The sequence below is a fragment of the Mucilaginibacter flavidus genome (genome assembly GCF_024055575.1).
GTDB classification, from domain to species: domain Bacteria; phylum Bacteroidota; class Bacteroidia; order Sphingobacteriales; family Sphingobacteriaceae; genus Mucilaginibacter; species Mucilaginibacter flavidus.
In genome coordinates, this window is the sequence record NZ_JAMXOE010000001.1 from 545,063 (window position 1) to 566,628 (window position 21,566).

Consider the following 21,566-nt stretch of genomic DNA (forward strand, 5'->3'; position numbering starts at 1 on the left):
ATCATCTCATTTTAAATTTAACACCTCTGTTTTATCATTATTTTTTGCGACGATCAGCAGCTTATTCTTTCCGGCCTTTATCTCTTTCATATCCCGTACTGCTCCTTTTATCACGATGCCACTTGTTTGCGGCTTGATTGCCGTGAAGCTTCCTTTGCCATCTCCCTTGAGCAGCAAGCCATAACTCGCATCGTATATCCCTGCCTCTGGTTTCGATTGATAAAAGTTGCCGCCCAGCAGGATGTCTGCTTTCCCGTCCCCGTCATAGTCTTTAACCACCAACGCAAACACTGTCGAAAACTGGGCCTCTACCGGCAGTGGCTTCATCGTAAAAGTCCCGTTCCTGTTATTCATCAGCACGCTGCTCCGCAGCTCATAGGCATCCAGCTTATCCATCTTTTGTAACAGGTCCGTGCCAAATATGTCTTCCATCGTTTGCTCCTTGTACTGGGCATACCGCAGGTATTTCTTCTTCAGGTAGGGCAGTTCCCCTACCAGGTCGTGCCTTAATACCATCGGGTATTGCTTGTCGCCGTTATAGGTGCACACAATCTGCTCTATATCCCCCGTGCGGCTAAAGTCCCCCACATACATGCTTACAGGCTTTTGCCTGGTGGCCTTAAACCTCGAGTTCAATCCGTGATTGCCTGCTACTATATCCGGGTAACCGTCGCCGTCTATATCTGCTATCTCCAGCCTGTTCCACCACCCGTTGCTCCACTCCATGCCTGCCTCACGCGTTACTTCTTTTAAATGCCCCCCTTCATTATGAAATATCCGTATGGGCATATACTCCCCGCAGACTACCAGGTCCGGTTTCCCGTCACGGTCATAGTCAAACCATTTGGCATCGGTAACCATCCCCAACTCTTTTAAACCCGGGGCCACCTTATCGGTCACATCCGTAAAAATACCTTTGCCATCGTTCTGCAGGATATAGCCCTTGCAGGGATAGCCGTATTTGCCAGGCTTTAGCCGCACACCCACAAACAGGTCCTGGTCTCCGTCACCGTCAAAGTCTGCCGCCGTTACGCACGAACTGCTCTCAAACTGATATGAGGGAAGTACCTGCGACGATTTAGTAAAATGCCCCTTGCCGTCATTGATGTATAGCCGGTCGATCAGTTCGGTCGAGTTGGCCGAAAACTCGTTGCCCCCGCTACATACGTACAGGTCCTGGTCGCCATCGCCGTCGGCATCGAAAAATAAACAGTCGGTGTCTTCACTGGCTTTGTCCTGGTCAAACAGCTTTTCATTGCTTCGTTTAAATCGGCCGGTTGGGGTTTGGATATATAAAGCTCCCGGCTGATCTTTCGCGCCGCAGATGTAAAAGTCTTCCAGGCCGTCCCCGTTTACATCCCCTTTAGCTATCCTCGGTCCATCGGTTGAGTGCATCTGGAAGATCAGTTTTTCCCGGTCAAAATCTACAAAGTCATTTTCTTTGTGCTCAAAGTCTATCCCATGATTGTCTGCACCGGGTTCAAACAGTGGTCTTGCAGGCGGGGGTTTATTCCCTGATTTCTTTAGCAGCATTGACTCACTTTCTTTGACACTGACCGTTTGATTGGGCATTACCCCTTTTAATATTTTCTGCTTGCCGCCCGGCCATTTAACCACTATTGAATCGATCTCCTTTGTTTTACCCAACCCAAAATTCAAACGGTTATCTACGCTCGATTCAAATCCACGCGACGGCATCTGCTCCTGGTAGCTTAGTGTATGGTTGTAATAGAGCGTTACCTGCGCCCCTACGCCAAATCTATTTTTGCCTTCGCCCTGCAGCATCACTTTCAGGTACTTATTCTCCGGATGTTGCTTCCTGCTGTTGTTGCGGTAGATAAATGCAGGCATGTTTACATTGTTAACTACCATATCCAGCGCTCCGTCATTATTCAAATCACCATACGCCGAGCCATTCGAAAAACCAGGCTGATCAAGGCCCCATTCCGCTGCCTTATTTGTAAATGTTAAATCGCCATTGTTCCGGTACGCATAATTCGGTATCGCCTCCGATGGCATCTTGTCGATTAGTTTCTTTATGGGCTCTTTTACGCTAACCATCATTTTTCTTACCTCTCGTGGATTAGCCATGAATTGAATATAATCCTGGTCGGTTAAATCTTTATAAATGCCGTTGCTCACAAAAACATCCTTAAACCCATCGTTATCCAGATCGGTAATCAAAGCCCCCCAGCTCCAGTCGGTTGCGTAAACTCCCGAAAGCCGGCCTATCTCGCTGAAGTTTGCTTGCATTTGTTTTGAATTCTTATTCATCATGGGCCCCTGGTTCAACTGCAAAACATTACGAAGGAATTGCTGGTAATATCCGTTTTGAAGATCGGATTGATATTTATCCCAGTTCTCAAAAGCGGTTTTTGTTTTTAACCTGGCTTCCGGTTCAGGAAGCATATCAGTCACATAAATATCCGGATAACCATCATTATTGATGTCGGCAATATCAGCCCCCATTGAGTTTTGGCTCAATTCCCTGATAACGTCAGGCAAGCACTCTTTGAAGGTTCCGTCATGATTATTGATGTACAGGTAATCGCGTTCAAAAAAATCATTGGACACATAAATATCGTCCCAGCCATCTCCATTCACATCAGAAATAGTGACACCTAACCCAAAGCCAATTTTACTGCTGTATATTCCCGCCTGACTGGTCACATCTGTAAAATGACCGCCATCATTCCGGTATAATTTATTTCCGCCAAGCGGGTCGGGAGTATTGCGCTGATCTTTAATCAGGTCATAGTTTCCCACAGAACGAAACGAGTTGTTAAGGAGGTAACAATCCAGGTCTCCATCGTGATCGTAATCAAAAAAAACAGCATGGGTACATAAGCCCTTGTTATTAAGGCCGTATTCTGCTGCTTTTTCAGTGAATGTCAGGTTACCGTTATTGATGAATAACTGGTTACTTCTATTTTTCCCGGAAAAATCACCGGACTTACATACATAGATATCCAGAAGCCCATCCCCGTTAACATCCGCTAAGGTAACGCCGGTTGACCAAACGCCTGCAGAAGAAAGGCCGGCCTTTTCGGTTATGTCTTCAAACTGAAAGTTGCCTTTGTTTAAGTACAGCCTGTTTGATTGCTGATTCCCGCAGAAGAAAATATCCGGCAGCCCGTCATTATTGATATCACCAATGGCTACACCTCCACCGTTGTAAAAGTTCCGGTAGGTATAAACATTGAACTGCTCGGTGTAATTAACAATATTAGAAAAACCTACCCCGGTGGCTGATGAGGGTAATAACGAAAAAAGTGTATTACTTTGAGCCTGTTTAGTTTTATTCGCATCGCAACCAACCAGGACCACCAAAGCCATGGATAGCACAGGAACATTAATTGAAAGCCGCTTTATAAACAAAATTGCATAAATCATCCCCTCTCTCATCTTATTAGATCCTGCCAAATACAATGCTTCTACAATTCGAATTATCTTTCATTTATATCACTAATGTTGTTTTGCAGGCTCCTACATATTTCAGCCTACCTGCATTTTTAAAGGTTGGCATAAAACATCTAAAAGGGAAGCAAGTCATAAATAACTTGCTTCCCCCAAAATTTCATATCAAATTATGGGCATTTCCTTAATAACCAGGGTTTTGTTTGAGGTTTGGATTTGCATTAATTTGAGGTTCGGGTACAGGGAAGATATTAACGTGAGCATCCGGATCGGCTGCGTGGAAACGGTACGCGTCATTATATGTTCCAAAACGGATCATATCCTGCCTTCTGTAGCTTTCTGCAAACATTTCCCTGCCGCGCTCAGCTAAAAAAGTTGCAGCAGTTAAACTGGCAAAAGGTGTAACTCCTCCATGTACCGTGCGAATTTGATTAACCAGTGCAAGCGTAACCGGGTCGTTCCAATTGCTATTTTTCCTGGCTAATAATTCAGCCTTCATCAGCAAAATATCAGCGTACCTGTAAATTGCCAAATCGTTATCCAAACTTGACTGCATACCTTTGTAAAACTGCCACTTACCAATGCGTGCACCCGATTGTCTCCACGCATTGGGCTGCAATTCGTTAATGTACGGGGTAAAGGTGATAGCCGGGCCATCCGGATCAGTTACGTCTGCACCGCCGTCGGTTAAAGGCGTTACACCGTCAGCCCGGTACTGCGGACCAACCAGGAAATTGTTTAACATCCTTTTGTCCAAAGTTCCGGTAGTAGGTGTCCCTTTGGGGTCAAGGCCAACAACTGTTCCCTGTGGTCCTGGATTTTGTGTCGGATCTATGTAAGATTGGTAAAACTCCTGTACGGAAGCAAATCCATTCCAAGGCTGGGCATTCATTTGATAAGTGTCCTGGCTCTGCAAATGCAATGTTTCCATATCCATGTTGAAGCCGCCGGCCTTAACCCCGTCAAACGGGATAGCCCAGATAGATTCCGTTGAACCAGCATTATTCCTGGAAAAGTTATCGGCATAATTATTCATCAGCGAATACTTTCCAGAATTAATAATTACATCGCAAGCGGCAAGTGCTTTATCATATTGTGGGGTGCCGGTATAGGTTTGCGCGTTTAAATACAATTTGGCTAAAGTTGCTTCAGCTACGTAATAAGTAACACGGCCATAGTACGGGCCATCGCCTGTGCCTATTTTGGGTAATTTTTCAATATTAGCCAGTAATTCTGATTCAACAAAAGCGTAAACCGCAGCACGATCTTTTGTTGCAGGTGGTTTGGTATCCGAAAAATCGGTAGTAATAGGTACGTTGCCAAACAAATCAAGCAGCCAGTAATAGTAAATGGCCCGTAAACATTTTAATTCTGCGACATAAGTAGCGGCCGTTGGCGATTTACTTACGGCCAGGGCAGCTAAAATTTTGTTACAAGTGGTAACCCCACCGAAACCAAGGCTCCAGCCGTTAGCAGGTTGCGAATCGGAGCTGTTGGTTTTGTGGGTTTTTAAACGCACCCAGTGGCCACCGTCACCCCAATCGGCACCGCGTGTCGGCACAACAACTTCGTCGGTAGTTACCTCATTTAGGTTGAAGAAAGAGCCGTTATAGCCGTAAATAGACGAATACGCGGCGCCCACAGCGGAAGCCAGTTGCTTATCTGTTTTATAAAAACTATCCTCTGTTACCTGGTCGTAGAGCAATTGCTTTTCATCCAACTTTGTACATGAAGCCGCAGCAAGCAACACCAGCAACGAATATTTTGTCAATGATTTATGTTTCATAATTTGTATGTATTAAAATTTGAAAAATATCTTTTAATTAAAATCCAATATTAACGCCAAGGGTAAACGACCTTGTGTAAACCCATGTCTCCCTGCGGTCGATACCCGGAGCTAATACGTTTCCACCATCAGTATATCTAACCTCAGGGTCAACACCCGTATAGTTGGTAATAGTAAAAAGGTTTTGGCCGGAAATATAGGCCCTTAAACTGCTAACCATACCGGGTTTGCTGCTTTTATTTATTTTGAAGGTATAACCGAGCGTTGCGTTATCCAGTTTCAGGAAATCTGCTTTTTCAACATCATAACTGCTATACGCGGCACCATCGGTAACTTTAGGATTGAAAAATTTGGTATTTACGATATTATAGCTGCTCGCAACATTCGCGTTTTCATAAAATGCGCGGTAAGTATTGATCAACTGGTGACCGATAGATGAGCGCAGGAAGAAGTTAAAATCGAACTCTTTGTATCTAAAGGCGTTGGTGATACCGAACTCAAATTTAGGCAAGCCATTACCAATAACCTGGCGTGGCGCATTGGCTAATCCAACAGTACCACCTTTACCGTCAGAATACTGATATACGCCATTCGCGTCGACTCCTACATATTTGGGGCCATAAAGCAGGCCAATTGGCTGGCCTTCAACTGCTCTTGTTAACTGCGTAGCTTCCTGGCCCGGGGTACCCAGGTTGGTAGCGCCGACATACGAACCCTTTAATGCATCTACCAGCTTTGTTAAAACTACGTGGTAGCTTGAAATATTACCGCCCGGAGTCCAACTGAAGTTAGAAGTTTTAATAGCATCATATCTTAAGGCTAATTCCACCCCTGAGTTATTCAGTTCACCAATATTTTCCCAGGTGTTGTTGAACAACGCCGGCGGCGAAGGCACAGTAACATCAAAGATCAAATCGGTAGTTTTCCTGTTAAAATAGTCAAATGTTCCGCTTAATCTTCCCTTTAACAGTGAAAAGTCCAAACCGATATCTGTTTCAGCTTTTTTCTCCCATTTCAGGCCTGGGTTAGGGTTCCTGGTACCACTGTAGGTGCTCAGGTATACGCCATTGCCCCCGTAATAGGTACCGCCGCTGTTTGTTAAGGTAGACAATGACAGGTATGGGAACGGTGGCAATGCACCGGTAACACCGTAGCTAGCACGCAATTTAAGGTTGCTTATACTCGGAACATCAAGTATCCTGCTCAAATCCAAACCTGCGCTAACAGCAGGAAAAAGGCCCCACTTGTTATTTGTACCAAACTCTGTTGAACCGTCTCTTCTTAAACTGGCCGAAAGGAAAGCTATGTTATCATAGTTTAAGTTTACGCGGCCAAAGAACGAGATCAGCTTGTTTTCAGTTTTATGACTTTCAACTACACCTATGCCATTCTTAAAGTCGAGCGCTGCAGCAAAATTCTGACCCGAGGCGTCGGTTACAAAATTACCGCCCTGGGCGTCAAATCCCTGGTCAGAGAAATCCTGGTACGAATAGCCGGCAACAGCAGCGATCTCCAGTTTCTTTATTGTTTTTTCATAAGACAAGGTAGTCTCAGATAAGCTATTTTCAAATTCGCCATCAAACTTTGCAGAAATACCGGAACGGCCAAAACCACTACCCTGTGGGAACCCCCTCGAAATAAAGGCTGTGGTTGGAGAGTACTCTGAATTATAGTTGCTGGTTGTTTGTTTAAAATATTTGGTAGAAATTTTCAGCCCTTTCATTATCTCATAGGTTGCTGTTCCGCCAATGTTGAACTTCTTAGTCCAACCTTCATTGGTATTTTGCAATAACATAGCCACCGGGTTTGAATAATCAACAAAGTTGGATTCAAAAAATCCGCCACCGGTTAAATCATATAAAGGATCTTTAGAATACACCGGTGCGGTGGGGTTAAAAATGGTTGCATATTTAAAAGCATCGGGGAAACCATATTCTGAATGCCTGTTGGTGGTGTTAATGTTTAAATTGAGCACCAATTTATTGTCCAATGCTTTATGTGTGATATTCAAACGGCCGTTTAACTGCTGAAAACCAGTTGTGATTGCAACACCCTCACTGTTACGGTAATTGAAAGTTGCATCATAAACGGTACGTTCATCACCTCCCGAAATACCTAAATTATGTACATGTGATAAAGCCGTACGGGTAATTTCTTTATCCCAATCTGTAGACGAACCATAGTTTGTACCCTTACCCAGGGCCGCAAACTGGGCAGCCGTCATGTGTTGGGTAAATTTAGCTGGTGTTTCGGCCGTACCAGAAACATTATAAGTAAACTTTGACATGCCCCTTTTTCCTGCGATAGTTGTTATAATAATAACGCCCGCCGAACCGCGTGTACCATAAATAGCAGCGGCAGAACCATCCTTCAGTACGTCAATACTTTTTATATCATTGGGGTCAACTGTATTAATATCAGCACCTACCTGGCCGTCAAGAACTATTAACGGCTGCGTATTGGCACCTAAAGTGGAAAGCCCCCTTAACCTGATGACAAAACCACCGTTAGGGTCGCCGCCCGGACGTGCGATAGAAAGACCCGCTACTTTACCTTGTAACAGCTGTGCAACATCACTGATATTACCCTTATTAAATTCGGCTGCACTTACAGAGGTAATTGCACTGGTTACTTCCCTTTTTTTCTGGGTTCCGTAACCTGTAACAACAACTTCATCCAGGCTGTTTGTACTTTCTGTTAATGCTGCATCAATCACACTTTGCTGATCCTCTCCTAAGGCTATTGTTTTTGTTACCGATTTAAAACCGACAAATGTAAAAGTCAGCTTGTAGTTGCCGGCCGGTAAATTGGCAAAGCTATAGCCGCCATTAATGTCAGTTGCTTTGTTTAGCGAAACAGCACCATCCAGTTTTACCGTAACGCCCGGCAGCGGACCGCCTTTTGAATCGGTCACCGTTCCTTTAATTACCCCTTTGGATGCTACGATAGGGTCATTAACTCCATCCGTTTTTTCATCTGCTGCAGTTTTATCAGGACTTGATTTTGTAATTAATATCTGATTATCAATTTGCCTGAATTTAAGCGAAGTATTTGATAAAATGGTTTTCAGGAATACCGCGAGGGATTGATTACTGACAGTAATTTCCAGGTTGCGGATATCCTTCACATCTTCATTTCGATACATAAAATGAAAAGGGCTTTGCGATTCAATTTTGTGAAAAGCTTTTACGAGTGATTCGTTTTTAAGAGTAATGTTTACTGCCACCTGTTCAATTCCCTGGCTTTTTGCTGGTGTTACAGAAAATACAGGAACTGAAGCGGCTAATAAGAACATTGAAATTATCCCGATTCTCATGAATTGTTTAATATTTAAGTCAATTAGCAGATGAAATCTTAGCGGATACTTAATAAAATGCCGCGACTCTGCCGGAATTATGGAAAAATTCATAATTTTAGTTTGTTTTAAGTGATTAATGTCTTCGATTGAATGTTAAAATTTAAAACACTTAGCTATGCAATCGATTGCAGTCGAATAGCAATAGCGCCCTCCGGATATCATTTTCTAAAAATAAATTCCGGAGGGTTTTTTATGTTGGAGAACCATTAAGGCTTTCTTTGGAATAAAATCCGCTGGTGGTTGTGAGGTAATTTTTCATCATATATTTTAAGTTTAATTGGTTTGAAATTTATTACTGATTGTTATCGTAGTTTTTTTCTTATCGTAAGAATAGGAAGCGTCATTGAACTCACAAATGCTTTTTAATGCCTGGTCGAGACTCGCAGATTTATCGAAAGTAGAGGTGAAATATTTTGATTGAACGAGTTGGTCGGTAAATAATATTTTAACCTTAAAGCGTTCTTCTAATACCTTAGCAGCTTCACCAAAAGTCACATTTTCAAAATACAAATCACCCTGTGCTGTCCAAATTGTGCTGGTCCGGGCATCTATGCTGTTTTGGGTCGATACAGATCTTTGCTTATTAAACGTAATTTGCTGATTAGGAATAATGATACCCAGGAGCCTGTTATGATCGCTGACTTTCACCCTTCCTCTTGTAACGGTTACGGTTATCGTCTTATCGCCAGGCATGGCCTTGACATCGAATGCTGTGCCTAATACAGTCGTTTCTACTTTACCGGCATGTACAACAAATGGCTTTAAATTATCATGTTTTATATCGAAAAAGGCTTCACCTATAAGATACACTTCGCGTTTTGCTAAACCAGCAAAAGATGAAGCATAACTAAGTTTACTACCGTAGCTTAGGATTACCCTGCTCCCATCAGGAAGAACAAGAAACAGGTTGGGCTTTTGCTTATGTGTTGTGTATGACGCGCCAGGTTTTATGCCCGCCTTATGACGTAAAAACAGAAACCCAAAGCCACAAATACCTATTATTGCCGCGGCAGCGGTAATTCTTAAAAACCAGGGCCTTAAGGGTACTGTTTTCTTATCAGTTTCGATATGTTTATCGATATTCTCCCAAATTGATACACTTATTTCTTTTTTTAATTTTTCCCTTTGCTCATCACTTAATAAAGAAATAATATCTGCTTCAGCAGAAAACAAGTCGTAATATTTCACTAAAAATTGTTGCTCTTCATCAGTTGCTTTATCATTAAGATATTTATGCAACAGTTCGAGAAAATATTGCTTGTCCATTTAAAACAGGTTATATTGATTATAGATATGACCTATTAATAAACAAAAGTCCCATCGCCTGGGAAATTTTATTTTTTCAGGGAGTGATAACGATCGAATCAGCTAATTGGTGACAATAAAATAATCAATAAGGGAAGTAAAGGCAATAATGAAACTTTTAATTTCTCAATAGCTTTTCCGATTTGATTTTGAACAGTTTTCCTGGTAATTCCTAACTGCGTTGCAATGTCTTTGGTGGGTAAATCATTTTGAAAGTGAAGACGAAAGATAATTTGTCTTTTTGGGGGAAGTGCATTTAAAAGTGCTTCATAGGATATTAAAAACTCCTTCCAAAGCAAACTATCGTCAGCCCGCAAATGGGTCGCAGGCATATCCTCGAGGATCTCAAAGAACGGATGGATGGCTTTCTGTTTTTCTACCAGTTTAAATACCTTATTACGTATCGCGATATTTAAATAAGCCGGTAAATTATTAATGTGAAGACTTTCTCTTTTGAGCCAGATATGGGTAAATACTTCCTGGACGATATCTTTTGCCTGATCTGGATCCTTCAAACGTTTATGTGCTTCTGCGTAGGCTTTTCCCCAATATTTTTCAAATAATAAATTAAATGCATGTTTATTGCCCTGTTCAATTTGCTCCAATAATAGAACATCGTCAGTACAATTTGACACAATTGGCTTCATGATTTATTTAAATATTTACAATAGTCATTGTACAGCCACACCTCCACTGAAAATTAATTAGTCAATAAAATTCAATGGGCAGCGCAGTACTATTTATTAGGTTATAATTGTAGTACTAATTTAAATTTATTAATTTGATAACCAAATTAAATTTGAAATTAATTGTTAAAAAAACACTAATTGGCAAGCCGGCGTGCATATGCAAAAAGCAAAACTCAACTTCTTGTTCAAGTAACTTATATGTTTTTGGCTGCTTTTTTTTATGTAAAACTAAAATTGTTATTTAAACACCAATAAAAGAGCATACCGTACCTGATACGCTGTTGCCTGCAATTACGTTTCATAGCAATTCACAATCTCACAAAAAGAGCAATATGCTGCACTTTTTACCTAAGTCTCTTTTAAAGTCAATAATCCAACTTTAAAAGTGCCATTAAATGCACTTTTTATTGCTTTTTAAACTATTAGTAGCTATATTTGCATTAAATAGAGCAACACAATGCACTTTAAAGAGCTTATAAAGATGATAAAAGAGCGCCGGGAGTCACTCCAGGTAACACAAGAGACCTTGGCAGAACTGTCAGGCGTAGGATTGAGAACCGTAAAGCAATTCGAAAGCGGCAAAGGAAATCCAACGTTGATAACGTTGCAAAAGCTTGGAGATGCATTGGGCCTCGAAATAACCTTGAAAATAAAGACCAGACCAATAATTAATGAGAACGGCACAAGTATTATTTAAAGATGAAGCAGCCGGTACACTAACCCAACATGACGATGGATCGTTCTCATTTACGTATGATCCTTCTTGGGTCGACGATCCGGGCAAAGCGGCCATTAGCCTTACTTTACCAAAAAGACACAAAGCATATCATTCCGAATTTCTTTTCCCTTTTTTTTGTAATATGCTGCCGGAAGGCTCCAACAAGCAGGTCGTGTGTAAACTCAACCGCCTGGACCGGGATGACTATTTCGGGTTATTGATCACTACAGCAAAAAACGATACCATCGGCGCGGTAACCATACATAAAATTAAAAACGAATGAGTATACCAGAAATTGAATATTGCCCAGGCACATTAGCGCCCGGTTACGATACTTATAGCCGTACTTGCCTCGTCCGCGTTTTCAATGGCAAAAAGGTCAGCCACATTCTGCCTTACGATTCACCCGCTTCTAATCCGGAAACCGATGAATTATTTGAAGAAAACAGGAAACGAATGTCCATCTCAGGCGTACAGGAAAAATTCTCGGTCTTGCTGGAAAAGAACAAACTCAGGCTGATTAGCGAAGGGGAGCGCGGAAAATATATTCTTAAACCGATTCCAAATGCTGGTCGAAAACCCCATCAGATGCCAGCAAATGAGCATGTAACGATGCAAATCGCCCGCCAGGTCTACGGTATTGAAACCGCCGAAAATGCCCTGATTTTTTTTAAAAATGGCAAGCCTGCCTATATTACCAAGCGGTTCGACGTTAAGCCGGATGGCACTAAACTAGCGCAAGATGATTTTGCTTCGCTCGCAGGCAGGACACCTCAAACGCACGGCGAACATTATAAATACGAAGGAAATTACCTTGAGCTATTCCAGCTGATGGAAAAATTCGTGCCGGCATATAAACTCGAAGCGCCCAAGCTACTGAAACTATTAATTTTCAATTATTTGTTCTCGAATGGCGATGCGCACTTCAAGAATTTTTCATTATTGGAAACGCCCCTGGGCGATTACCGTCTCAGCCCTGCTTATGACCTATTGAATAGTCGTGTCCATATAAACGACCGGGACTTAGCACTTGATGACGGTCTATTACCAAAAAAAATGGCTCAAGGTAAGTTAGGCCTGCAATTTGGAGTGTTGGCAGAACATGCGGGTATCTCGGAAAAAGTATTTGGTGAAATGATGGAATTCATGCTTTCGCAATCCGAAGCAATAGAGCGTTTTACATTTTCGTCGTTCCTGGATGAAACGACCCGGCGGCACTATTGGCAGTCTTACCAAGCGCGGCTTATGCAATTGCAGAAAATATAGGGAAAAGGATCTGAACCAGGCACAGCCTGGGAAGTAAACCTATGACCTTTCGTCTTTACGTAGTTTTCATTTTAATTATCCTTTGATGTATGTAGAATAACTCGTATTATTAAATAATAACGTTATTAAACAACATCAAATTGATCTAAAGAATTCGGTATACTTCGCGGTATACGCCTTAAATTTAATGACCTAATATATTGACAATAATAGCTTTGTCTCTGCTGATTCGAATCCCAGCGGGATCACAGAGATCCAAAAGCCGACCGATGATTTAAACAGAAAAGGCGCAATTTCTTGCGCCTTTTCTGTTTAAAAAGCATTTTTGGCAGTTCTGCTAAAAAATAACCAAACCATTCCGAATCATCTCCGGTTTACCTGTACAATAAGGCTAACTAAATGTCTGATTTTTTAGTTTCAGAGGGGTCTTTTTTTATCGTGAATCCCTTAGAAAACAGGCAGATATAGCGCCATAAAACAACGCAGATTGAACCGGGCAATATTAAGCTTTCAATATCCGCTGTAATTGTCTTGCTGTTTTAAATCCGCATTTAGCAGCGATATATTCGATGGTGTATTCCGGATTGTTAAGCATGGTATTGGCATATTCTTTTCGCAAAAGCGTATGATATTCTAATACGGTGGAGCCCGTTTTTTCTTTAAAAACTCTGCTCAGGTTCCTGGGGCTCATATTCACCAAAGTAGCGAGTGTTTCAATATTATTTTCGGCAGCAAGGTTATCGATTAAATAATCCTGCACTTCGTGTACTTGTGGGTTAATATGGTTCCTGTAATCCAGGTAAATACTTTGTTGTTTGTGTGTTCCGCTCCTGCGATGATAGACAACAAGCCCCCTGGCAACTTTATGGGTAAATAACGGCCCCCTAAGATCTTCAAGAATAGCAAGCGCCAAGTCAATTCCTGCGCTAATCCCGGCACTGGTATAAACATTGTTGCTCTTAATAAACAGTATATCTGCTACTACTTTGGCCTGGGGAAATTGTTCCTGTAAATCCTTTACCCTTCTCCAATGTGTAGTACATTGGGTATCTTTTAGTAATCCCGCTTTACCTAATGCAAACGCGCCATTACATACCGAACAAACCGTTACCTTGTTGTCTGAGCATTTTTTCAACCACTTAAAAAACGCAAATTCAGCACCGAAGGCGATGCTGCTGACATAATCATAATCCATGCCCGGCATAAAAACAAAGTCCCCTTCTTTTAACGAAGCTTCGTTGAAATGCCTGAGTTCCCCAAAACCAAGCCCGGAGGTAGAAACCGGGTCTTTCCCGTAAGTATAAAATTCCATTTCTGCCTCAAACCCATAAAATTTGGCTTCAGTAAAGACCTGTACGGGGCCGGCCAGGTCAAGTAGTTCGACGGATGGTGGAATTATAAAAGCAATTTTCCTCATAACTTTAAAAAACAATTTTCATAAAGGTACTACCTAAAACGGCAGCGGCTAAGGACAGTTACCTGTCGGATACAGACAGATGAATCAATAGTTTAATTATCCCTGCGCCCATCCCTATGTCGCCATCATAATAGGAAGATACCGAAAAGCATTTGGTAGCCTATACCTTAAACCGGCCATATATTCTCTGCCAGTATTGACCATGAAATTTATACGGAACCATTGGGATAGATGAACATCGTCCCTCATCCGGATAATTTATTCCAAAGGAGCAGACTTTGCATTTCGATAGTTTAAAACAATCAAATAAAATCCCATGGTAAAATCAATAGATAAGCAAAACAGGTCATAGTGGGGTGGGATTAATTTTGTGTATGGGAACAGGTCAAAAGCCAGGTCCCAAAGGCCATGCAGGAAATATCCTGCAGCCAGCAACAGCATACTTTTTTTTACCCCGTAATAAGCAATCAGGCTGAAAAGTATCGCCTGCCCTGCGCAAAGAACTAAAGAACCGGTATCCCTCCAGGTAAAGCCCACATAAAGGTAGCCGATACCGGTCAATATCAAACCATAAAATGTCTGCTTGTCTAAAAATCTCAATAGGGCAATGATTAAAATAGTCAAAATGCCCGAACCAACACCTATTATAATTGCAGTCATGATCTTATTTTTTATTGTTTAATGCGTTGAAAAAATTCTGTACGGCCAAATAGAGAGATGCCGATGTAACCCCTTACCTTCAACAGGTCTCCGTTAAGACTCATCTTGCAATCGTAGGTCTTCCCGCTTTCTGGATCGTATATCCGCCCCGAGTCATAAACGCCGTCGTCGTACGAAAAATCAGTGAGCAATTCTATGCCCAGCACTTCTCTTGTTTTTAAAGCTTCGCTTGGGTTTTTGTTATCTTTCCGGGGATTAGCTACCCAAATAGACCTCCCAAAATAGTGTTCGCCTTTTTTATAAATTTCAATTTTGGCATCTTTCTTAGGCGACCAGTAAAGTCCGGTTATCTGATCTGCCGTTTTCTGGTTTACCTGTGCAGAAACACGTGAAGAAAGATAACATAAAATAAAGGCAGAAAGAAAGCATATTATTAATTTTTTCATGATCTTTTGTTTTAATATATTTTGATTATTGATGGTGAACTGTGTGTTTATTGGATGTCTGTTCGATAGAATAGTTTTCTAAAAGCGAAATGAAATATCTCGCTGTCGCCATATTTAACAGGGTATGCGTTGATAAACGACCACCCCTCTTTGCCCATATAATTCATCGCATCAATAATGGTATTGAACTTTTTGACCTTGCCTTCCCAGGTTCTGAGCCTGGTATCACTCCAGAATTTTTTCTCGTCCCCAAAATCAATATCAATAGTTACCCTGTTGCTTAGCAGCCGGGGTGTGGCTATTACCTGGCAAAATTGTTCGACTTTAACTGAATCTGTTTGCGCAAATGAATGCAGTGAGCCAAGAATGAGGAGCGTTATTATGAATATCTTTTTCATGATTTTATTGTTAAAGATGCCGGGCTGATCAATTATAGTCAAGCATAAGTTTTACAACAGTTTTAAATTTTTCGCCATATAGTTCATTGATTCTCGCAAGGCAAACGTCTATCGGGTATTGGTTTTTCAGGTCATACCTGATGATTTTGGTGTCGCCATTAAGCGAGTTAACAGAGGCATGGTCTCCAGGCATGAGGATATGCAGCTCGTCTACATTTTTTGGATCGTTGTCGTCGGTATGTATCAGCGTTAGTCCATATTTTGTTTGGACTGTCGACCCAGCCAGTGTAAAAAATTTGAAGGATTTTGGGAATGTACGCACGTAAGTATCCAGAACACTTACCATTTGAAATTCATTCATTCCTTCCTGGAGCAGCATTCCTAATTTGCGATTTTGCTGAATAATTACTTTGGTAGCGATGGTAAACTCGTTTCCGAACGTTATTGCTATACTTTGATGGCCTGTTAATATTTCAGGGTGCGGATAATGGATGTTTGCAGCCACCTCCCGCATTGACTGGTCGCCAAACAGGTCGTTGATTACCATCAGGCTACCCTCCACTGCATTTGATACGCCTGCGGTGCTGTATAAATTACCACTATGAGCAACGCTCACGTCCTGAACCCATTCCGGCTTACTAAAATGCGATTTCACCATCTTAAAGTCAGAGGCATGGCAGGTAATAGGCTTGCCGTCAAAAAGCCCGGTAGCCGCAGCTGTTGCGGCACCGTCACATACAGCAAGGAGCTTTGTAGCCGGCGTGAAATGGTTCTTGATAAACGAAATAATATCAGGGTCCTGTTTTTCATCCCGTTTTGATAAAGCCGGAATGACAATTACCTCGGCAACTAATTTCAGCGAATCGGCTTCTTTGAGGGTTAACTGCGGAAGGATAAATAGGTCCTTCCTGATCAGTACCGGGGCTTTCTCCTTTGCTACGATGTAAACATTTAACTTACCGGTTGCGTTAAATATGTAATAAGGGGCCAGCATATCGAACATTTCTGTTACTTTATTGTCCGCGATAATGAACACTGTTTTCTTAGTAGCATCGTACAACGGTTTCTTCCATTCAAATCGATTGTCACCCGCATATGGAGAGAACTGCCCGAATGCAATAACCGGCTGAAGAAACAATACAATACCGCCACAGACTACAATAATAGTCGATATCGAGATGATCAATACTTTCTTAAATTTTTTCATTGTGATTAAATAATTTACATCACAAAGATGTGGTGAATCAACACATCTATTCAGACAAGCACATGTCAGATACGGACAGAAATAAATGACTTTAAGGACTTGGAAGTTAACAGGTTATTTCCTATTTGGTTGCGTATCCGTACAGGGCGCTGCCCGAACATTATTATTACCCCGCTGAAAAAAACACAGCCCGTTTGCCGCCGTCATCTGTAGCGATTTTATTCAAACAATCTTTTGGAAATTGAAAAAACTTCATATTGTTTTAAATAACCAACACTAAATTATAATCGTGTACCAGGTGGATCACCAAGGCCCGAAAGGTAGCCGACTATTTAAAAAGGAAAGGCGCAATCTCTTGCGCCTTTCCTTTTTAAAATGATTTTCCAGCTATTTTTTACCGAACACCTCTTTTACAGCATCAAGATAGGCGTAGCCATGTTGTTTATCCGGCTCCAGGTAACTTCCCTCCGCCCATTCATTCCAGGCGTTTATGGTAATTAGCCTGGGTTGGTTTGGATGGCCGTCTAAGTACTTTTTAGCCTCTATTAAAAAGCGTTTAAAATCGACAGGGTTTGCATTTGTGACCATGCCTTGTACTTTCTTTCCGGGGTAACGTGGGTTAGGGTCCCAGCTGATGGATACATGCGGGAAGAACGGAACTGTGAAATCTTTGCTGAATTTGAACCAGCCTTCAATAGCTTTATCGCCCCACCTGTCATACCTGTCCATAGGTACATAATGGCACCACTGGTAGTTAGTAAGGCTTTTAATGCCTAAATCTAAAACAGTGTTGTTTTGTGTTTGCGTTGTATCACCAGGAGTTGCAGATAGCCCGGCGGGTATCGCCCCCCATAAAACGCCCTGCAAATGTAAACCCGGGAAGCCCGCCTCTTTTGTTTTTTGGGTGAAATAATCCAGCGCTTCCTTAGCCTCTTTTATACCGCCCAAACCTTTAATAAAGGTGGACAGCTCATAAATACTGAATACCGGCTCACCATTAATTTTGTAGTAATTAGGCTTGCTGAAAAAATCTTTAATAACATGGGCTATCATGGTGTCAAATGTAGCCCTGTCCACGCCGCCGCGCCAGTATATCTTACTCTTATCAGTGGCAGTATAATCAAGATAACTGTTGTGGTCGTGGTTGGCCCACATCAAATAAAATTTCATTTTGTTGCTGTTGCGTGCGCCTAAAAAGCCTTTACTTATGCCGTTTTCCAGGAAAGGCTTTCCATCATACCAATACCAGTCGTATATAAACACGTTTACGCCATGTGATACTGCCGCATCAATTTTCTTCTCCATCACTTTCGGGTCGGCTTCGTTAGTATACCCCCACAAAGGTACATGAGGCTGATTATGGCCCGGAAACTTTGGCTTTGCATTATAAATAGCTTCCCACTCGCCTTTGCCATCTTTAAAAACGCCAATGTCTTTAAACCGTGCTTCAGGCTGGTATGCCGGCCATACGTAAGCTGCAATATCGTAATGCTGATGTTTTACAGATTGGGCGTGTAATGCCGGTATAGCCATCGCAAATGCAACGACTGTGTATAGAAATGTTAAAGAAAAGCGTCCGTTTATTTTTATCATCTTGCTAGTTGTTAGTTAATTGTAAGTTTATTTATTATCCAAAAACACCTTCTTTACGGCATCAAGGTACCCATAGCCGTTAACATTGTCGGGCTCAAGATAGCTGGTTTCAGTCCATTCGTTCCAGCTGTTTATGGTGATCAGGGGCGCCTGTTTAGGATGCGCGTCTATATAATCCTTCGCCATCCGGAGACCTTTAGCAAAGTTATCCGGCGTGTTGTTACGCATAACCGGGCTCTGGCCCATGCGCGGGCTGTTATCCCAGCCTATACTAACGTGTGGGTAGTACTTAAACTCAAATGTAGTATCAATTCGTGCCCATTCCTTTTTTACGCGTGCAAGTATATTCATATAGTCGTCATCAGGATTGGTAAAATGAACAAACTGGTAATGCGTGGCGCTGGTAAAGCCCAGCTTCTTCACAAAGGCATTTTCAACATTTTTAGTTTTGCCGCCATCAAAACCGCTATAATTAGTATTGATAGCCCACATGGTTAACTGTAATTCCAACCCAGGGAAGCCGGCGCGTTTTGTTTCGTCTTTAAACCATTGCAGCGCAGCGGCAGTTTGTTCTATTCCTCCAAGCCCGGCTATTAACTGCGGCACATCGTAAATCATAAACACCGGTTTGCCATCTATCTTATAATATTGCGGCAGCTTAAAATACTTTTCAATATTACGTTTGCAGATCTTTTCAAACTCATCCCGGCTTACTTTGCCGGTCCAGATCACGTTGTTTTCGTGGTATTTATTTAAGCGTGTATCCCAGGCGTTCTGCACATCATGATTGGCCCACATCAGGTAAAATTTCATTTTGTTAACGTTGGCAGCTTTCAGGAAACCACTGTCAAGGGTAGTTTCCATAAAAGGGCGGCCATCATACCAATACCAGTCGAAAATAAAAACATTCACCCCATGTTTGGTGGCTTCGCTAATCTCCATGTCCATTACCGCAGGATCGGCCTCGTTCACCGGGCCCCAAAACGGTTTACGGTTCCAGTAATGGCCGGGATTACGTTGCTGCATGGTGGTAACGGTTTCCCATTCGCCATTGCCCTCAGTCCAGAATGGCCGTAATCGCGGATCGCCGCTGGCGTAGGCGGGATAAAGGAATGCCGCCACATCGTATTTTTTGCGGTTTACCAGGCTGTTTTGAGCAACGCCATTTCCGGCAAATAATAACAGTACGCCAGCTAATAAAAAAAGCACTCCTTTTTTATTAGCGCCCGGTTGTAGAATTAAAAAATTAAAAATCTTAAAGTCTTGCATCGCCATAGATATAAAATGCTCATCAAATACTAATTCTTGCCGTCACGCCGATCATTCTAAAATAAAAGCGTGGGCGCTATTTGGATAGCGGCCCAACGCTTTTCGCCAATTAACCAGTATTAATATTCACTTATTAACCTGCTCTTGTTACTAAACCAGCTTTGAACTCTAATTTAGCTTAGCAGCTTGCGCTGCAAGTACATTTTCAAACCCATAACCTGGCCTTGTTGAATTTAGTAGCCCGGGTTTTCCACTAAATTTTTATTGTTAGATGTTCTGCCAACGGTTAATGGCAAATAATAATTTTCGGCCCTGAATTGCGGGATATTTGACGCCCCATCAACGTTATTGATGATCTGTATTTGATATTTTCCTGATTCCCCGTCAAGAATATAACGTATACCCGACCAGCGAACTGACAAATCATGAACGGCACTGCGCCATCTCCGTACATCCCAATAGCGCTGCCCTTCAAAAGCCAGCTCAACCTTGCGTTCGTGATGGATTTGGTCACGTGTTACACTGCCTAAGAGAGCGATACCTGCCCGGCTCCTGATTTGGTTAATTGCAGTGAGGGCATCGGCTGTATTTCCCAATTCGAACGCGGCTTCGGCACTGTTTAAGAGTATTTCCGCATACCTGAAAATCAACCAATCCTGGGCGGAGGTTGCCCAGCCGCTGTTGGCGCCGGCCATGTTATCGTGGCTTTCATCCAGGTATTTCAAAACCCCTAAACCGGTTCCCTGGTAATCCTGGTCGCCGGTTGCAGCAATGCCATTATAGGCGCCATTGGTTATGATAGATCCATCGGGACGGCGGATACCGGCGTGAAAATCGAGCTTATTCCCTTTCCAGCTTGTATTCTGCGTATAAAAGGTTGCATAGAAACGAGGGTCTTTGTTGGCCCACAGCTCATCGGTCGTCATTATTTTACTTTCAACAGCAGTGCGGTCTAATGTTCCCGAAGTCCCGTCGACATGCTCGAACGACTCGGCCAGTTCAAGATAAGCCTGCTCGTACAGACCGCGGCCCCAGGCTTGCGGCCTTGGACAATTGAAAAAATCAACGCCCCAGCCGTTTCCGCCGGTAGCCTCGTTAACATTGTCGTGGCGCTTGGCGAAGATTACCTCGCTGTTATTTTTGACCAAAAAGATATTTCTAAAGTTGGTTGATTTATTTGCGTCGAGATTATAAAGGGCAAATTTGCCGCTCTTTATAATGACCTGGGAAGCATCGTACGACTCCTGGTAGTAGGTTTTGGCGGCTGATGCAGCTATCCCGACAACTCCATTTAACTGGACTGAACCAAACTGAGCTATACTGCCTGCATACAACGCTGCGCGGCTTTTTAAAGCAAGAGCCGCGTACTTTGATGGCCTTCCCAAATTGTCGCCGCTTGCCACCTCTGGCAAATCATTTGCACAGGCATCTATTTCCGAAATAATAAAGTCATAAACTTTCTGTTCGGTATCCCTTGCCGGAAAAAGCGCCGACTGGGGTTCTGTTATATCCTGAACTTTGGTAATCAACGGTATGCCGCCATATCGCTTAACCATCGAAAAGTAACAGAATGCCCTCAGGAATCTCGCTTCGGCTAACTTAGCTTTTATTTGATCAGCCGGAAGCGGGGAAGCGGGTAGCTTTTCAAGAAACTGGTTGATTTCGCGCACGGTATTGTATCCCCACCAATCAAGTAAACCACCGTTAATATTTAAATTGCCATATTTATAGGTAAACGCGTTACTTGGGTTCCAATCCCGGAACTGAGGAAAACTCTCGTCAGAAACGTCGTTGATATCAAAGGCATGCCAGCTTCCGTCGCCATCAAAAGACCCGCTTGCGTTACAATCATTTCCCAAAATGGGCATATCGTAATATACCTGGGTAAGGTATGCGTTTATCAACGCCGGATCTTTGAAAACGTCGGCATCTGAAATGATATTCAGCGGCTTTTTATTTAAAACTTCCTTATTACAAGAATAGCACGTAACAAAGCTGATCAGAACGATCAGTGAAATAATCTTTTTCATAATATTT

At 42.3% G+C, this 21,566-nt stretch carries 16 protein-coding genes; 3 read left to right on the forward strand and 13 right to left on the reverse strand.

Going from position 1 to position 21,566, the window contains the following annotated elements; translation table 11 throughout:
* Positions 1–6 precede the first annotated feature (6 nt).
* The 5 genes from NAF19_RS02530 to NAF19_RS02550 form a co-directional block, all read right to left on the reverse strand.
* Positions 7–3,336, reverse strand: a complete 3,330-nt coding sequence (locus tag NAF19_RS02530; RefSeq protein WP_252788171.1) for a VCBS repeat-containing protein — start codon at positions 3,334–3,336, stop codon at positions 7–9.
* Positions 3,337–3,601: 265 nt separating this feature from the next.
* A complete protein-coding gene (locus NAF19_RS02535; RefSeq protein ID WP_252788172.1) occupies positions 3,602–5,203 on the reverse strand; it encodes a RagB/SusD family nutrient uptake outer membrane protein in 1,602 nt (533 codons plus the stop codon).
* 37 nt (positions 5,204–5,240) lie between these two features.
* The gene (locus NAF19_RS02540; protein WP_252788173.1) at positions 5,241–8,519 is read right to left on the reverse strand and encodes a SusC/RagA family TonB-linked outer membrane protein; all 3,279 of its coding nucleotides are present in this window, start codon (positions 8,517–8,519) and stop codon (positions 5,241–5,243) included.
* 315 nt (positions 8,520–8,834) lie between these two features.
* Entirely contained in the window at positions 8,835–9,827 is a 993-nt protein-coding gene (locus NAF19_RS02545) for a FecR family protein (RefSeq protein WP_252788174.1), read from the reverse strand.
* 98 nt (positions 9,828–9,925) lie between these two features.
* Entirely contained in the window at positions 9,926–10,513 is a 588-nt protein-coding gene (locus tag NAF19_RS02550; RefSeq protein ID WP_252788175.1) for an RNA polymerase sigma factor, read from the reverse strand.
* A gap of 499 nt (positions 10,514–11,012) precedes the next feature.
* Between NAF19_RS02550 and NAF19_RS02555 the strand changes: the two genes are divergently transcribed.
* The 3 genes from NAF19_RS02555 to NAF19_RS02565 are packed head-to-tail and all read left to right on the forward strand — an operon-like array spanning position 11,013 to position 12,539.
* Positions 11,013–11,252 carry a helix-turn-helix domain-containing protein gene (locus NAF19_RS02555; RefSeq protein ID WP_252788176.1) on the forward strand — a complete coding sequence of 80 codons (240 nt, stop codon included), beginning with the start codon at positions 11,013–11,015 and terminating at the stop codon, positions 11,250–11,252.
* Positions 11,227–11,556, forward strand: a complete 330-nt coding sequence (locus tag NAF19_RS02560) for a HipA N-terminal domain-containing protein (RefSeq protein ID WP_252788177.1) — start codon at positions 11,227–11,229, stop codon at positions 11,554–11,556. The genes NAF19_RS02555 and NAF19_RS02560 overlap by 26 nt, the downstream gene beginning before the upstream one ends.
* The gene (locus NAF19_RS02565; RefSeq protein ID WP_252788178.1) at positions 11,553–12,539 is read left to right on the forward strand and encodes a type II toxin-antitoxin system HipA family toxin; all 987 of its coding nucleotides are present in this window, start codon (positions 11,553–11,555) and stop codon (positions 12,537–12,539) included. The genes NAF19_RS02560 and NAF19_RS02565 overlap by 4 nt, the downstream gene beginning before the upstream one ends.
* 502 nt (positions 12,540–13,041) lie before the next feature.
* Here NAF19_RS02565 and NAF19_RS02570 read toward each other — a convergent pair.
* The 8 genes from NAF19_RS02570 to NAF19_RS02605 all read right to left on the reverse strand — a co-directional run bounded on the left by NAF19_RS02570 (position 13,042) and on the right by NAF19_RS02605 (position 21,559).
* Positions 13,042–13,956 (reverse strand): GlxA family transcriptional regulator, encoded by a 915-nt coding sequence (locus NAF19_RS02570; protein WP_252788179.1) that lies wholly within the window; start codon positions 13,954–13,956, stop codon positions 13,042–13,044.
* A gap of 258 nt (positions 13,957–14,214) precedes the next feature.
* Complete coding sequence (locus tag NAF19_RS02575) at positions 14,215–14,616, reverse strand: DUF6010 family protein (protein ID WP_252788180.1); 402 nt, start codon at positions 14,614–14,616, stop codon at positions 14,215–14,217.
* An 11-nt stretch (positions 14,617–14,627) separates the two neighbouring features.
* The gene (locus tag NAF19_RS02580) at positions 14,628–15,062 is read right to left on the reverse strand and encodes a DUF2147 domain-containing protein (protein WP_252788181.1); all 435 of its coding nucleotides are present in this window, start codon (positions 15,060–15,062) and stop codon (positions 14,628–14,630) included.
* A gap of 47 nt (positions 15,063–15,109) precedes the next feature.
* Complete coding sequence (locus NAF19_RS02585) at positions 15,110–15,460, reverse strand: hypothetical protein (protein WP_252788182.1); 351 nt, start codon at positions 15,458–15,460, stop codon at positions 15,110–15,112.
* Between the two features lie 28 nt (positions 15,461–15,488).
* A complete protein-coding gene (locus NAF19_RS02590; protein ID WP_252788183.1) occupies positions 15,489–16,667 on the reverse strand; it encodes a DJ-1/PfpI family protein in 1,179 nt (392 codons plus the stop codon).
* A 387-nt stretch (positions 16,668–17,054) separates the two neighbouring features.
* Positions 17,055–18,260: a glycosyltransferase WbsX family protein gene (locus NAF19_RS02595; RefSeq protein ID WP_252788184.1), complete on the reverse strand. Its 1,206-nt coding sequence runs from the start codon at positions 18,258–18,260 to the stop codon at positions 17,055–17,057.
* Positions 18,261–18,287: 27 nt separating this feature from the next.
* Complete coding sequence (locus NAF19_RS02600; protein WP_252788185.1) at positions 18,288–19,469, reverse strand: glycosyltransferase WbsX family protein; 1,182 nt, start codon at positions 19,467–19,469, stop codon at positions 18,288–18,290.
* A 293-nt stretch (positions 19,470–19,762) separates the two neighbouring features.
* Positions 19,763–21,559: a RagB/SusD family nutrient uptake outer membrane protein gene (locus NAF19_RS02605; RefSeq protein ID WP_252788186.1), complete on the reverse strand. Its 1,797-nt coding sequence runs from the start codon at positions 21,557–21,559 to the stop codon at positions 19,763–19,765.
* Between the last annotated feature and the right edge of the window lie 7 nt (positions 21,560–21,566).

Excerpts from the sequence above, each read along its gene's own strand:
- NAF19_RS02530 (WP_252788171.1), bottom strand. The coding sequence starts at position 3,336 with ATGGCTTTGGTGGTCCTGGTTGGTTGCGATGCGAATAAAACTAAACAG.
- NAF19_RS02535 (WP_252788172.1), bottom strand. The coding sequence starts at position 5,203 with ATGAAACATAAATCATTGACAAAATATTCGTTGCTGGTGTTGCTTGCT.
- NAF19_RS02540 (WP_252788173.1), bottom strand. The coding sequence starts at position 8,519 with ATGAGAATCGGGATAATTTCAATGTTCTTATTAGCCGCTTCAGTTCCT.
- NAF19_RS02545 (WP_252788174.1), bottom strand. The coding sequence starts at position 9,827 with ATGGACAAGCAATATTTTCTCGAACTGTTGCATAAATATCTTAATGAT.
- NAF19_RS02550 (WP_252788175.1), bottom strand. The coding sequence starts at position 10,513 with ATGAAGCCAATTGTGTCAAATTGTACTGACGATGTTCTATTATTGGAG.
- NAF19_RS02555 (WP_252788176.1), top strand. The coding sequence starts at position 11,013 with ATGCACTTTAAAGAGCTTATAAAGATGATAAAAGAGCGCCGGGAGTCA.
- NAF19_RS02560 (WP_252788177.1), top strand. The coding sequence starts at position 11,227 with ATGAGAACGGCACAAGTATTATTTAAAGATGAAGCAGCCGGTACACTA.
- NAF19_RS02565 (WP_252788178.1), top strand. The coding sequence starts at position 11,553 with ATGAGTATACCAGAAATTGAATATTGCCCAGGCACATTAGCGCCCGGT.
- NAF19_RS02570 (WP_252788179.1), bottom strand. The coding sequence starts at position 13,956 with ATGAGGAAAATTGCTTTTATAATTCCACCATCCGTCGAACTACTTGAC.
- NAF19_RS02575 (WP_252788180.1), bottom strand. The coding sequence starts at position 14,616 with ATGACTGCAATTATAATAGGTGTTGGTTCGGGCATTTTGACTATTTTA.
- NAF19_RS02580 (WP_252788181.1), bottom strand. The coding sequence starts at position 15,062 with ATGAAAAAATTAATAATATGCTTTCTTTCTGCCTTTATTTTATGTTAT.
- NAF19_RS02585 (WP_252788182.1), bottom strand. The coding sequence starts at position 15,460 with ATGAAAAAGATATTCATAATAACGCTCCTCATTCTTGGCTCACTGCAT.
- NAF19_RS02590 (WP_252788183.1), bottom strand. The coding sequence starts at position 16,667 with ATGAAAAAATTTAAGAAAGTATTGATCATCTCGATATCGACTATTATT.
- NAF19_RS02595 (WP_252788184.1), bottom strand. The coding sequence starts at position 18,260 with ATGATAAAAATAAACGGACGCTTTTCTTTAACATTTCTATACACAGTC.
- NAF19_RS02605 (WP_252788186.1), bottom strand. The coding sequence starts at position 21,559 with ATGAAAAAGATTATTTCACTGATCGTTCTGATCAGCTTTGTTACGTGC.